The sequence below is a fragment of the Saccharothrix saharensis genome (assembly GCF_006716745.1).
Lineage (GTDB): Bacteria > Actinomycetota > Actinomycetes > Mycobacteriales > Pseudonocardiaceae > Actinosynnema > Actinosynnema saharense.
On the sequence record NZ_VFPP01000001.1, the window covers coordinates 879,888 to 892,771 of the forward strand.

The 12,884-nt window shown below is 73.6% G+C and carries 12 protein-coding genes; 7 read left to right on the forward strand and 5 right to left on the reverse strand.

Annotated features, from left to right (window positions below; translation table 11 throughout):
* Positions 1–42 precede the first annotated feature (42 nt).
* Complete coding sequence (locus tag FHX81_RS03295; protein WP_141975141.1) at positions 43–306, forward strand: hypothetical protein; 264 nt, start codon at positions 43–45, stop codon at positions 304–306.
* Positions 307–483: 177 nt separating this feature from the next.
* On the opposite strand, the gene FHX81_RS03300 is transcribed toward FHX81_RS03295, so the two are convergent.
* The gene (locus tag FHX81_RS03300) at positions 484–3,153 is read right to left on the reverse strand and encodes an ATP-binding protein (RefSeq protein WP_141975142.1); all 2,670 of its coding nucleotides are present in this window, start codon (positions 3,151–3,153) and stop codon (positions 484–486) included.
* A gap of 630 nt (positions 3,154–3,783) precedes the next feature.
* Between FHX81_RS03300 and FHX81_RS03305 the strand changes: the two genes are divergently transcribed.
* The 4 genes from FHX81_RS03305 to FHX81_RS03320 are packed head-to-tail and all read left to right on the forward strand — an operon-like array spanning position 3,784 to position 7,295.
* Entirely contained in the window at positions 3,784–4,203 is a 420-nt protein-coding gene (locus tag FHX81_RS03305) for a hypothetical protein (protein ID WP_141975143.1), read from the forward strand.
* A gap of 25 nt (positions 4,204–4,228) precedes the next feature.
* Positions 4,229–5,458: an acyl-CoA dehydrogenase family protein gene (locus tag FHX81_RS03310; RefSeq protein WP_141975144.1), complete on the forward strand. Its 1,230-nt coding sequence runs from the start codon at positions 4,229–4,231 to the stop codon at positions 5,456–5,458.
* Entirely contained in the window at positions 5,455–6,372 is a 918-nt protein-coding gene (locus FHX81_RS03315) for a hypothetical protein (RefSeq protein ID WP_141975145.1), read from the forward strand. Before FHX81_RS03310 ends, FHX81_RS03315 begins: the two co-directional genes overlap by 4 nt.
* Entirely contained in the window at positions 6,369–7,295 is a 927-nt protein-coding gene (locus FHX81_RS03320) for a HesA/MoeB/ThiF family protein (RefSeq protein WP_141975146.1), read from the forward strand. The genes FHX81_RS03315 and FHX81_RS03320 overlap by 4 nt, the downstream gene beginning before the upstream one ends.
* Before the next feature lie 184 nt (positions 7,296–7,479).
* Here FHX81_RS03320 and FHX81_RS03325 read toward each other — a convergent pair whose 3' ends face one another.
* On the reverse strand, positions 7,480–7,917 hold the full coding sequence (locus FHX81_RS03325; protein ID WP_170231911.1) for a MarR family winged helix-turn-helix transcriptional regulator: 438 nt from the start codon (positions 7,915–7,917) through the stop codon (positions 7,480–7,482).
* Between the two features lie 122 nt (positions 7,918–8,039).
* On the opposite strand from FHX81_RS03325, the gene FHX81_RS03330 reads away from it, so the two are divergent.
* Together FHX81_RS03330 and FHX81_RS03335 are read left to right on the forward strand one after the other, a co-directional pair.
* Positions 8,040–9,506: an MFS transporter gene (locus tag FHX81_RS03330; RefSeq protein ID WP_170231912.1), complete on the forward strand. Its 1,467-nt coding sequence runs from the start codon at positions 8,040–8,042 to the stop codon at positions 9,504–9,506.
* A gap of 19 nt (positions 9,507–9,525) precedes the next feature.
* Complete coding sequence (locus FHX81_RS03335) at positions 9,526–10,917, forward strand: amidase (RefSeq protein WP_141975149.1); 1,392 nt, start codon at positions 9,526–9,528, stop codon at positions 10,915–10,917.
* 2 nt (positions 10,918–10,919) lie between these two features.
* On the opposite strand, the gene FHX81_RS03340 is transcribed toward FHX81_RS03335, so the two are convergent.
* From FHX81_RS03340 to FHX81_RS03350, 3 genes are read right to left on the reverse strand one after another with little or no spacing between them, the layout of a single operon-like run.
* Positions 10,920–11,378: a 3-hydroxyacyl-ACP dehydratase FabZ family protein gene (locus FHX81_RS03340; protein WP_141975150.1), complete on the reverse strand. Its 459-nt coding sequence runs from the start codon at positions 11,376–11,378 to the stop codon at positions 10,920–10,922.
* Positions 11,375–11,809: a 3-hydroxyacyl-ACP dehydratase FabZ family protein gene (locus FHX81_RS03345; RefSeq protein WP_211363361.1), complete on the reverse strand. Its 435-nt coding sequence runs from the start codon at positions 11,807–11,809 to the stop codon at positions 11,375–11,377. The genes FHX81_RS03340 and FHX81_RS03345 overlap by 4 nt, the downstream gene beginning before the upstream one ends.
* Positions 11,810–11,812: 3 nt before the next feature.
* Positions 11,813–12,871: a beta-ketoacyl-ACP synthase III gene (locus FHX81_RS03350; protein WP_246107605.1), complete on the reverse strand. Its 1,059-nt coding sequence runs from the start codon at positions 12,869–12,871 to the stop codon at positions 11,813–11,815.
* Positions 12,872–12,884: the final 13 nt, after the last annotated feature.

Sequence of the window (12,884 nt, forward strand, 5' to 3'; positions counted from 1 at the left end):
CGGTCCGGCCGGGCTCAGCGGCCCTGCGACGCCGAACCGGTCGTGTCACTGGACGACCCAGGACGACCGGTCGCCCCGGTCGGCATCGGCGGCGTGGTCCACGGGTTCGCGCGCGTCCTGCTGGAGGCCGAGCACCGGTTCGGCGACGTCCGCGACGTCGACGGCTTCGCCGTGCTCACATCGGCGCCGGCGTCGGCCTGGTCGTCCACGACCGCCTCGTCGGCGGCCCCGACTCCGGGCCCGCGGCGCAGCCGCCGCGGCGAACCAGCCGCGGTGCCGACCGTCCTGGCCCTGCGCGCCGGCTGACCGCCCCACCGCCTCCGGCCACACCGTGCCCAACCCGGGAGATCGGGATTCACCGGCGGTGGAATACGCAGTGGTGGAATCTCCTCTTCCTTTACGTCGCCGTCATCCACGAGATCGAACATTCGATTCCGCACGGCCGTTCCAGGACAGTGGTGAGCGGTCGAAAGGCCGCCGGCACTAGTGTGACGTCACCGCACCGTTCGGGATCGCGCCTTCGCGAGCGAGGAAAGCGCGCGTCAGCTCCACCCTGTTCCCCACCCCCAATTTGGTGAAGGTGTGCCGCAGGTGGCTGTCGACGGTGTGCCGGGACACCGAGAGTCGTTGGGCCACTTCCCGGTTCGTCAGGCCTTGAGCGACGAACCGGACGACCCTCAGCTCGGACGGCGTGAGGCTGTCCCACGCCGTGGTGTCGGCTGTCCCGCCGGCGGGTGGGCCGGCCAAGCCGCGCCTCAGCGCCGCCACCCGTTCCCGGTCGCGCGCCGAGGCGGCGTGGCGGTGCAGCTCCTCCGCCTCGGCCAGCAGTCGCGCGGCCGGTTCGTGCCTGCCGTCGTCCCGTTCCGCGAGCGCCAAGTCCTCCAGCGCCGCCGCCAGCACCAGCGGCCTCGGGGTGTCCCGGAGGAGGTGGACCGCCTGCCGCAACGCCGCCGTGTCGCCCCGGTGCAGGGCGTCGACGTGCGCGGCGACCCCGTTCAGCGACCGCGACCGGGGATTGCGCGCCGCCACGGCCTTGACCGCGGTCACGACCGACCACGCCTCCTCCGGCCGGCGCGCCCGCCTCGCCAGGTCCAGCAGCCGCATCGCCACCAGCGGCTCCTGCACGAGCGGCAACGGCCAGGCGACCAGGGACGGGTACATCGCCTCCACCGCCTCGAACCCGTCCACCGCCCGGTCGAGCGCGGCCCAGTACTCGGCCCGTGCGAAGGCCAGTTCGTACCCGTGCTCACCCTGTCGGGCGGCCACCCGGTCGGCCTCGTGCAGGAGGTCGGCCGCGGTCTCCGGCGCGTCGCAGCGCAGCGCCAACCTCGCGAGCAGGGCCAGCAGCGGCATGACCGCCTGGGGCGCCCTCCGGTCGGCGGAGGTCGCCAGCCCGGCCTCCGCCGTCGACCGCGCGTCGTCCAGCCGACCGGCCGCCAAGTGCAGCTCGGCCAGCACCAGGTGGTACTGCGGGTGCGACCACGCGCCGCCGATCGCGCTCGCGACCCGCCGTCCCTGCTCGGCCACGGCCCGGGCCTCGTCGAACAGGTCCAGCGCGGTCGCGGTCCGGCAGAACTGCAGCCGCGGGTGGTGCGCCAGGCTCTCCCGTCCGATCCGCTCGGCGAGCTGCACGGCCTCGCGGGCCAGGACCAGGGACAGGTCGAGCCTGCCGCGGCCGCGAGCCACGTCGGCCAGCGCCGCACGCGTGCACAGCTGCGCGGCCCTGGTCATCCGCTCGCCCGTGCCGTCCGCGGTGGGCGCGAGCTGCTCGCCGGCGGCGAACTCGTACAGGCGCACCAGGTTCTGCGCCTTGGTGGCGAGCAGTTCCGCCGACACGTCGTTCGACGGCTGCGGTCGCGACGCCTCGACCGGGGCACGTGCGGCCGGCACACGACCTGAGCCGGGCACGGCGCCCCGCACCGGTTCGGCGGGGCGGCCCGGTGCGAACGCGCGGTCGCGCGGGACCGGGTCGTGGTCGGCCGTCTCCTCCACCGCCTGGCGCAGCAGCACGCCCAGGGCCTCGGCCTCGGCCTGACCACTGCGGATCAGGTGCTCGATCGACTCCACCGGCGACACGCCTTCGCTGCGTCCCAGCCCCGCCGCCTCGCGGTGCAGGGCCGCGCGCAACGCCGCCGGCAACCCCTCGTAGAGAGCCTCCCGGACGAGTTCGTGCCGGAACGCCAGCCGGGCGCCGTCGCCGGCCAGCACCGAGGCGTCGATGACCTCCTTGACCACCGGCAGCGACCCCGGTATCCCGCAACCGCTGAGCTTGGCGACCTCGTGCAGGGTGAACGGGCGGTTGAGCACCGAGGCGACGGTGAGGATCCGCCGGGCCCGCTCCGACAGCGGTTCCAGGTACCGCTCGACGGCGTCCACGAAGTCGCCCGGCAGGGCGAACTCCACCATGAACGCCCGACCGCCCTCGACCCGGACGACCTCGGCCTTCAGCGCCGCGGTGAGCAGCTTCTCCAGCAGGTACGGGCTCCCGCCGCAGCGCTCGGCCATCATCAGCACGGCCTCGTCGGGCTCGGCCCGCAGCAGCTGGGCGCACATCCGCCTGACCACGGCCCTCGACAGCGGCGGCAGGACGAGCAGTTCGGCGCCCTCGCGCACGATCAGGTCGAGCATCGCCTTGGCGGGCACCGCACCGCCCACCGGGCACCGGGTCAGCACCCACAGCACCGGCCGCGACCGGGTGTCCCGGATGACGGCGCGCAGCACGTGCGCGGTCACCTCGTCGACCCAGTGGGCGTCGTCCACCGCGACCAGCGCTGGCCGCCCGCCCGCCCAGTCGGCGATCCGCGCGACGACTTCCTCCACGAGGTCGTGCGGCTCTCTGTCCCGCCGGACCCGGAACAGCGGCCCGACCCCGGTTGCCCCCGCGGTGCGGAACATGCCGCACAGCGCGGCGAGCGGCAGCGAGGAGTCCAGTTCGGTGGCACGCCCCCGCTGCACCCGGACGCCCTGCCGCTGTGCCTGATCGGCCACGTGCTCGAGGAACTTGGTCTTGCCGATCCCGGCGGAGCCCTCCACCACCACGCAGCCGCCCCTGCCGGTCCCCAGTTCGGCCAGTGCCCGCCGCAGCCGGTCCGTCGATTCCTCACGGCCCAATAGAGACAGGTCCGCGGCCTTCACCGTTTCGACACACAGCATGAACCCCCCAGGTGTAGCGGAGTCGCACTATTCCCACCCGGAAGGAATGCATTCCGAGATCGAAAATCACGGCACGACGGTCGCCTGATCAGTGCACGCACCGCCCCCTGAGCGACCACTCACCACTCTATCCGAGAATCGTTGCCAGGGACAATGTAAAACCCGACCGAACCTGCCGCATATTCGGTCTTGCGTGCCCGGTCCGTTCGTGGAAAGGGCCGAACCGATCGGTTGAAACGGCGCGGAGTCACCGCTATCGGTCGTCTACCGCCGCGTCCACACCTCACGCATTCACGTGATGTCCCCACCTCCGGGTGCCGTGAAGCACGTGATGAGCCGCCGTTCGACACCACTCGCGGACCGGTCGGGCCGACCGGGTGCCGGCGCGGAACCGCTGCTCCCGGGGTGCCGAGCCGACGTCCGGGGTGAAACGCCGCCCGCATCACCGATTCTCGTGATGCGGGCGGCGCACGCGGTCGGCGATGCTTCACCGGGGGCAGCCGGGCCGCCCGGCCGCCCGGTCGAGCACGCGCCACGCCGCGCGGATACGGCTTCGACGCCCACGAACCCGTCGCGACGTCCGCTCGACCGAGCACCGACCACGTGCCAACCACCAATTGGGGGACGACCATGTCTGTTTTCCCGAGCTCCGAAGCCGCGACCGAGGTGTTCGGGTCGTTGTTCGCCGCGGCGCGGCAGGACGACCGGTTCACCCGCGGCCTGCGCGAGGCGGGCATCACCATGCTGTTCGAGCACCGCGATCCCGGTTGCCGGGCCTTCGTGAGCGCTGACGAGCTGCTCACCGGGGACGAAGCGCCCGGTCACGCGACGCTGGTGGTCAAGTCGTCCTGCGACGACGCCCACGCGCTCTGGCTCGGGCTGACCACCTTCCCCGCCCTGGTCACCACGGGTCGGATGAAGATCCTCGGCAAGGTGTCGAAGGTCCTGGAGGTCATGCCCGCGCTCGTGCCGGTGTTCGAGCACTACCCGGCCGTCGCCCGCGACGCCGGCCTCACCGGCGAGCCCGCCCGTGCCGCCGGCAGCCACTGAGCAAGCCACCACTGGGGAGGAAAGCATGAGCACCACGACGGCCCACGCCCGCACACCGGACTTCGAGCTGAACTTCGACCGCCTGCCCCACGAGATCAGCGCGTTCCAGAGCACCGTCCGCGCCTTCGCCCAGGACGTGGTGCTGCCGCGCGCGCGGCAGCTCGACCAGGCCGCCGCCGACGACTTCGACTGGGACCTGGTCCGCGAGGGGTACTCGCTGGGGCTGGCCAGGGTGGCGATCCCCCAGCAGTTCGGCGGGCTGGGCCTGGGGATGCTCGGCATCTCCGTGGCCATGGAGGAGCTGGCCGCGGCGGACCCCGGTGTCGCCCTGGTCTTCGGCGCCACGATGCTCGGTCAGACGCCGATCCTGTACTCCGGCGACCCGCACCTGCAATCCCGGTACTTGCCGCGGTTCGCGGGTGACGAGCCGGTGCTGGCGTGCAACGCGGTCACCGAGGAGGAGGCCGGCTGCGACCTGATCATCCCGGCCAACGCGGTGCACGCGCGCGACGTGATGACGGCGCGGCGCGAGGGCGACCACTACGTGCTCAACGGTCGCAAGAAGTTCATCACCAACGCCAGGTTCGCCGCCTTCGCCTCGGTGTTCGCCAACCTGGAGGGCCACCCCGGCGCGACCGGGCTGACATCGTTCATCGTGGACCTGGACCAGCCGGGGGTGGAACGCGGCCCGGTGGCGGACAAGATGGGCTACCGGGCGTGCTTGGGCAGCGAGCTGACGTTCACCGACGTCGTCGTACCGGTGGAGAACGTGGTGGGCGGCGAGCTGGGCGGCATGGCGATCAACATGGCGCAGAGCAACATGGCCCGCGCCTCGGTCGCGGGCATCTCCACCGGCGTGGCCCGCGGCGCGTTCGAGAAGGCGCGCGCCTGGTGCGGCGAGCGCGTCCAGGGCGGCAAACCGCTGCGGGAGCACCAGTTCACGGCGGCCAAGCTCGCCGAGATGGCCGCGAAGATCGACGCCGCCCGACTGCTGTACATGTACGCGGCCAACAAGGTCGACAACGAGCTGCCCGCGCCCGAGTACGAGCCCGCCGCGGCCAAGTTCTTCGCCGACCGGGTCGCCATCGAGGTGGCCGACGCCGCCGTGAGCCTCGTCGGCGCCCGCGGCTACCTGCGTGACCACGGCGTGGAGAAGATGTTGCGCGACGCCTACGGTGCCCGGATCTACGAGGGCACGCCGGAGGTGCTGGCGCTGGCGATCACCGACTGCCTCTACCGCGCGGATGAGCTGTGACCGCACGCGTCGCCGAGCGCTACGTCGAGGACATCATCAAGCTCCACGACCGGATGACGATCGGCAGGCTGCGCGACTCGGTGGACGGCGAGCCGATCCACGTGTTCGACCCGGGAGACGGGCTCGTCACCCTCTCGGTGCGGGAGTCGCAGCTACCCGACCGGTACCTGCGCTGCCTGCTGGGTTTCCGGCTCGCCCAGTACGTGCGGCTGGGCTGGATCAGCCCGGAGATCGTGTTCCGGCGGGCCCTGTTCCACGAGGAGCTGCGCTCGCGGGCCGGCGGTGAGAACACGCACACCGTGACCCTGTGCTCCGCCACCGGCAAGGTCCGCGGGTACGTCGGGCTGAGCGGTTCGAAGGACGTGCGGCCCCTGCCGTTGGACTCCGCGGACCGCGAGCGGTTCCCCACGGAGGCCGCCCACCGGGTGGACCTGCTCGCCGCGCGGGCCGCTCCCGGCTGGACCGTCCACCACGTGTTCGAGGTCAAGCGCTTCCTGCGCGACCAAGCCATGCCACCCGGCCCGGCCGCGACCAGGGTGCCGTGGCACGTGGTGCTGGGGTTCGGTCGAACCCTGCTGCGGTTGGGGGGACCGGATCGGCGGGTGCTGGTGGTGGGCGACGCCAAGGAGCGGGTCGCGATGCGGCACCTGGAGCTGATGGGTCTCGATCTGGAGGTGGTGCACGGCACGTCGCCGTCCCTGCCGCGCACCGACCCGAACTGGCCGATCTACGCGCAGGAGAACCTGGCCAAGCCGTTCGTCGGCGCCGTCCCGCCGTCCTATGCGGACGACGTGCGAACCATCGAGGAGCACCTGTCGTACCACCCCGGCGAGGAGCCGGTGCGAGCGTTGATCAGCAAGCTGTGGCAGCGCAGGCGTGCGGCCGCGGCGGCGAAGGGGGGAGCAGTCCGATGACATCCGATGCGGTCGCCACCACCACGGTCGGCGACCTGTCACCCGAGGACTTCTACGCCGAGCTCACCAGGCGCAACGCGGGCCTGGTCAGCCCGGCCCAGCAGGCGGCGCTGCGGCACGGGACGGTGCTCGTCGCCGGGTGCGGCTCGGTGGGCGGCGCGGCGGTGCAGCCGCTCACCCGGCTCGGCGCCCAGCGGTTCCTGCTGGCGGACCCCGGCCTGTTCGAGCTGAACAACCTCAACCGCCAACCGGCGACCGTGCGCGACCTGGACCGGAACAAGGCGGAGGTGGCGGGCGAGCGGATCCTGGAGATCAACCCGCACGCCCGCGTGCGGGTGTTCCCCGAGGGCGTCACGCGGGACAACGTCGACGAACTGACCGCGACGTGCGGGGCGATCGTCGACGGGGTGGACGTGACCACGCCGTCCGGTCTGCAGGCGAAGTTCCTGCTGCACGAGTGGGCGCTGCGCCGCCGGGTGCCGCTGATCACCGGGTGGGACATGGCCGGCGTGCAGTACCTGCAGTGCTACGACTACCGGGAGGTGACCGCGGAGTTCGGCGGGCGCATCACGCGTTCGGACGTGGACACGCTGAACGTGTGGGAGCTGATCCTGCGCATGATCCCCATGCGCCGCATCCCACCGGAAATGCTCGCCGACGTGAGCCCGAACCTGCGCAACCCGGACTACAGCGTGCCGCAGCTGGTGTACGCGGCACTGATGTTCGGTGCCTTCAGCGCACACGTGGTGGCCCGGCTGATGGCCGGCGAACGCGTCAACGACGAGGTGGTGTTCGACCTGCACCGCGCGGTCAGGCTGCCGCCGGAGGCGTGGCGGACGCGTGCCCGGTGGCCGATCGAGGCGTGGCGCATGGCGGTGGCGCGGCGGCGGCTGGCCAAGGCACTGGCCCGGCAGCCCTCGTGACCGGGGCGCGGGCGTGGGGCCCGGCGGCGAGGAGGAGTCGGGTGCGGTCATCGGGCGGAACGGCCTGCGCGGGCGGGCTCGGTGGGGTGCTCGATCGGCTCGGGGTGGCCGGGACCGCGGCGGGCCCACTCGCCGTCGCGGTCCCGGCCGGGCACCCGCACTCCCCCGGAGGACGGCGACGGGTTCACGTCCGCGCGGCGGTCGCGGCTCGGCGCCCGACGCCGGTCAGCGCCCGGACGTCGTCGGCGGACAGGCGGCTGGTCAAGGCACGTTGCAGCGCCGAGGCGAAGTCCTCCTGCGCCCGGCGGCGCAGCTCGAACCCCTCCTCGGTCAGCCGGACCTCGGTCGCCCTGGCGTCCGACGGCGAGGAGGTCCGGATCACCAGACCGCGTTCCTCCATCGTGTGCAGCACCCGGCACACCCTCGACGCGCTGAGCGCCACCGCCGCGGAGATGTCGAGGACGCGGCTGGGCTTCGCCCCCGTCGCGATGGCGCGCAGCACCTCCAGCCAGCTCAGCGACAGGCCGTGTGCGCGCACCAGCACCTCGTCCAACTCGGTGGCGATGTCGTGCTGCAGGCGGGTCAGCACCCACCAGGCGTCGTCGGCGGCAGTGTCGTCCACCCGGAGGAGTCTAGGAGTTGATCGGTGCGCGCGCACACATCTAGGGTCCCCCTCGGATAAGTGCGCGCGCACCTATTCCGCCGGGGTGTCGGCGGGCGGCGCGCCGACCCGAAGGGGGAACCGTGACCGACCCGCAGAACTCAGCCACGACCGCGCCGCCGGGATCAGCCGCCCACCCACGCCGCTGGGCGATCCTGGCCGTGGTCGCGGCCGCCCAGTTCGTGGTCCTGCTCGACTCGACCGTGGTGAACGTGGCGCTGCCGTCCATCGGCGCCGACCTCGGCGCGTCGACCAGCGACCAGCAGTGGGTCGTGGACGTCTACCTGCTGACGTTCGCGGGACTGCTGCTGTTCGGCGGCCGGTGCGCCGACCTGCTGGGCAGGCGGCGGGTGTTCCTCGTCGGGCTCACCGTGTTCGCGGTGTCCTCCCTGGCGTGCGGCCTGGCCGACTCGCCGACCGCGTTGATCGTCGCGCGAGCCTTCCAGGGCGCGGGCGCCGCGGTCCTCTCCCCCTCCGCGCTGTCGATCGTGGTGACGACCTTCACCGACCCGCGGGAGCGGCGGACGGCGCTGTCGGCGTGGGGCGGGTTGGCGGTGCTCGGCGGCACGTTCGGCGTGGTCTTCGGCGGCCTGGTCGTCGCGACGTTGAGCTGGAGCTGGGCCTTCTACGTCAACCTGCCGATCGCGCTGGCCGCGTTCGTCGCGGCCCTGGTCCTGATCCCCGCGGACCCGGCCCGGAGTGCGGCGCCCCGCCGCTCCTTCGACGCCGGCGGCGCGCTCATCGCGACCGCCGCGCTGCTGCTGCTGATCCACGGCATGATCGGTACGACCGAGCACGGGTGGTCCTCGGTCGCGACGCTGGGCCCGATCGCGGGTGCGCTGCTGCTGTTCGCCGTCTTGGCGCTGGTCGAGTCGCGGGTCCGCGACCCGTTGATGCCGCCGCGGCTCTTCCGCCGTGCCGGACTGCTCGTGGGCGGCGTCGGGTTGTCGCTGACCTGGGCCGGGCAGATCTCGGTGTTCTACATGGTCAGCGTCTACCAGCAGCGGGTGCTGGGCTTCACGGCGTTCGAGGCCGGGCTGGGAATGCTGGCGATGGGGCTGCCCGCGCTGGCCGTGGTCGCCGTGCTGCCGCGGTTGATCGGGCGCGTCGGCGCGCCGGGTGCGTACGTGGTGGGCAGCGCCCTGGTAATGGTCGGCACGGCGCTCCTGGTGCGGCTGCCCGTGGACGGCAGCTTCCCGGTCGACCTGCTGCCCGGGCTGGCGATCATGGGTTTCGGCCTGCCGTGCTGCTTCGTCTCGCTGACCGCGCTGGGCGTGTCGGCCGCGCCGCCCGCCGACTCCGGCGTGGCTTCGGGCCTGCTCAACACGTTCAGCCAGACCGGTGCGGCACTCGGCGTGGCCACCCTGGTGACGGTCGCGGCGACGCGGACCGCCGACCTCGCGGAGTCGGGACGACCCGTCGCCGACTCGCTGACCGCCGGCTTCCGCTTCGGCTTCGGCTTCGCGACCGCGGTCGCCGCGGCCAACCTCCTGCTCGGGCTCTTGGCGCTCGTGCGGGCGCGCAGGCGGGCGGCGGCCACCTCGACCTGACCCCGGAGGGGGACGCACCATGACGCAACCGCACGAGTTGACCGCGCTGGAGCAGGCCCGGGCGGTGCGCGACGGACAGCTCACGCCCTTCGAGCTCGTCGAGCACCACCTGGACCGCATCGATCGGCTCGACGGTGAGGTCGGCGCCTACCTCGCCGTCACCGCCGACCGGGCGCGGGCCGAGGCCGCCGCGGCGCTGGTGGCCCTGCGCGACGGCGAGGACGTGTCCCCCCTGCACGGCGTGCCGATCGCGGTCAAGGACAACGTGGCGGTGGCGGGCGTGCGCTTCACCTCCGGGTCGGCCGCGCACGCCGATCGCGTGGCCGAGCACGACGACGACGTGGTGGTGAGGTTGCGCCGGTCCGGCATGGCGCTGCTCGGCAAGACGAACCTGGGCGAGTTCGCCCTGCCCTGCTACACCGAGAACGCCATCGCGCCGCCGACGCGCAACCCGTGGGACCCCCGGCGCACGCCGGGCGGCTCCAGCGGCGGGTCGGCGGCCGCCGTGGCGGCGGGCCTGGCGCCGCTCGCGCACGGCACCGACCTGGGCGGCTCGATCCGCATCCCGGCCTCGGCGTGCGGCCTGGTCGGTGTCAAGCCCAGCCGCGGGCTGGTGGACGACGGCACCGGCCCGGACCCGTTCGGCCTGTCCGTCGACGGACCGCTCGCGCGCACCGTCGGGGACGCCGCGGCGCTGCTCGACGTGCTGGCGGGCGCGGCACCCGGCGGCCCGCGGGCGGGCTCGTTGCTCGACCACGCCCGCCGCGACCCCGGTCGGCTGCGGATCGCCGCCATGGCCACGCCGATGGTGCCGGATGTCGAACCGCACCCCGACTGCGTGGCCGCGCACCGCACGACCGGTGAGCTGCTGGAGCAGCTGGGCCACCACGTCGACGAGGTGGTGGTTCCCGCGGACTACGCGCTGGTGGAGGCGTTCGGCGCGGTGCTGGCGGTCGTCGCCGCGCTGCCGCCGGTGGCGGACGAGGACGCGACCATGCCGTTCACCCGCTACCTGCGGGAGCTGTCCGGCGGGGTGACCGGGGTGCGGCTGGCGCGGGCGGTCGGGGCGTTCCGGCTGGCCGGCAGACGCCTCGCGCGCGAGCTGTACGGCCACTACGACGTGGTGCTGAGCCCGACGCTGGCCGAACCGCCCGGCATCCTCGGCTCGTTGCGCGACGACGCCGATCCGGCGGCCGAGTTCGGGCGGATGGCCGCGTTCATGCCGTACACGGCCCTGGCGAACATCTGCGGCCTGCCGAGCGTCAACGTGCCGGGCTGCTGGAACGACGAGGGCCTGCCGATCGGCGTGATGCTCACGGGCCGGCACGGCGAGGACGCCACGCTGATCGCCTTGGCGGCGCGGCTGGAGTCGGCGCGCCCGTGGTCGGGCCGGACCGCCGCGCCCCGATGAGGTCAGGCGCGCAGCTCGGTGGCGGCGCGCGAGGTCGTCACCACCCGGCCGACCGTCATCACCACCTGCTCGTCCACCACCGACCGCCCGCCGAACACGGTGGTCGGTCCCGCGGCCGACAGCAGCCGCACTTCGTGCCGGACGACGCAGCCGGGCGTGACCGGGTGGTGGAACCCGACGTCAGCGATGGCGCCGAACAGGACCACGGCCCCCGTCGTGGCAGCCGGGTCCGGCTCACCCCAGCGCGCCAGCAGCACGGCGGCCTGGCACCACGACTCGACCAGCAGGGTCGACGGGTAGTCGACCGGGTCACCCGGCGCGAGGTCGGTGTAGCAGGGTTCGTTGACACTGACCGCCTTGACCGCCGTCAGCGACTTCCCCGGCACGACCTCCACCACCCGGTCCACCAGCAGGACCGGGTGGCGGTGCGGGAGGATCCGGATCACATCGGCGGCGCTCACGTCGTCGTCCTCTCCGTCGACCCGTGCCCGACCTCGTACCGCAGCCTCACGCGGGCGACCGGGCCTTCCGGGCCGGCGATCGCCACGTCGCAGCGCAGGGTCGAGGCGTCGGCGCCGGGTCGCCACTCCAGTCGCGCGGTCAGCTCCGCGCCCGGCGGCACGGGAGCCAGGAACCTCGCCTGCTCGACGGCGGCCCACCGCGCGGCGGCCCCGTCCGGACCCGGGAGGGTCGCGTGAGCCGCGCGGTGGGCGAACTCGACCAACGACACGCCCGGGAGGATCGGGAAACCCGGGTAGTGCCCGGCGAACACCGGGTCGGCCGGGTCGACCACCGTCCTCGCGACGGTGGTCGACCCGGTGCGCTCGACCACTTCGACGGCCGGGCCGCGCCGGTCCAGGAAGCCGCGGGCCCGCTGCGCACGATCGGCCACCGGTCAGCTCCCCGCCGGCACGAACGTGCCGAAGCTCGCGACGGCGTCCGGCCACGCCAGGGTGACCGCACCCCAGGTCAACCCGCCGCCGAAGGCCACCGCCAAGACCTGGTCGCCCGCCTTCACCCGGCCGTCGGCCGCCGCCTGCGCCAGCAACACCGGGATCGACGCGGCGGCGGTGTTGCCGACCTCGTCGAGGTTGGCCAGCACCCTGTCCTCGGGCACCCCCAGGCGGTGCGCCACCGCCGCGCAGATGCGCATGTTGGCCTGGTGCGGCGCGAGGTGGTCGATGTCGCCGACGGTCAGCCCCGCACGGGCCAGCGCGTCGAGGGAAACCTCCGCCATGCGCTCGACGGCCTGCCGGAAGACCTCCTTGCCGCGCATCTTGAAGTAGTGCTCGCCAGGGGCGGCGGCCAGGCCGGAGGACCGCTGCCGCGACCCGCCGGCCGGGATCTGGATCAGGTCGGCGCCGATGCCGTCGCTGCCGAGCACGCACGGGCCCACCGCGCCCGGCGCTCCTGGTCCGGCCGCGCCGAGCACCACCGCCCCCGCACCGTCGCCGAAGATCACGGCCGTGCCCCGGTCCTGCGGGTCGAGGATGGTGGAGAAGGTCTCCGCCGCGATCAGCAGCACGGTGCGCGCCGCGCCGCTGGCGATCAGGCCCACGCCGTTGGCCAAGCCGTAGAGGAACCCGGTGCACACCGCGGCCACGTCGTGGGCCGGCGTGCCCACCAGGCCCAGCCTGGCCGCCACCTCGGGGGCCACCGCGGGGCACAGCCGGTCGGGTGTCGTGGTGGCCACGATCACCGCGTCCACAGTGGACACACCCGCCGAGCGCAGGGCCCGTGCGCCGGCGTCGACCGCGAGGTCCGACGTGGCCGTGCCAGGCTCGACCCACCGCCGGGCACCGATGCCGGTGCGCGACCGGATCCACTCGTCCGACGTGTCGAGCCGGGTGGCCAGGTCGTCGTTGGTGACCACCCGGCCCGGCAGGCTGCCGCCCACGCCGAGCACCACCGCTCCGGTCATCGGGCCGTCTCCCCGCGCGGTGCGGTCGACCATGTCGTGATCATCC

What these genes read in the sequence shown, in the direction of transcription:
- FHX81_RS03300 (WP_141975142.1), bottom strand. Translation starts at nt 3,153, where the DNA reads ATGCTGTGTGTCGAAACGGTGAAGGCCGCGGACCTGTCTCTATTGGGC.
- FHX81_RS03305 (WP_141975143.1), top strand. Translation starts at nt 3,784, where the DNA reads ATGTCTGTTTTCCCGAGCTCCGAAGCCGCGACCGAGGTGTTCGGGTCG.
- FHX81_RS03310 (WP_141975144.1), top strand. Translation starts at nt 4,229, where the DNA reads ATGAGCACCACGACGGCCCACGCCCGCACACCGGACTTCGAGCTGAAC.
- FHX81_RS03320 (WP_141975146.1), top strand. Translation starts at nt 6,369, where the DNA reads ATGACATCCGATGCGGTCGCCACCACCACGGTCGGCGACCTGTCACCC.
- FHX81_RS03335 (WP_141975149.1), top strand. Translation starts at nt 9,526, where the DNA reads ATGACGCAACCGCACGAGTTGACCGCGCTGGAGCAGGCCCGGGCGGTG.
- FHX81_RS03350 (WP_246107605.1), bottom strand. Translation starts at nt 12,871, where the DNA reads ATGGTCGACCGCACCGCGCGGGGAGACGGCCCGATGACCGGAGCGGTG.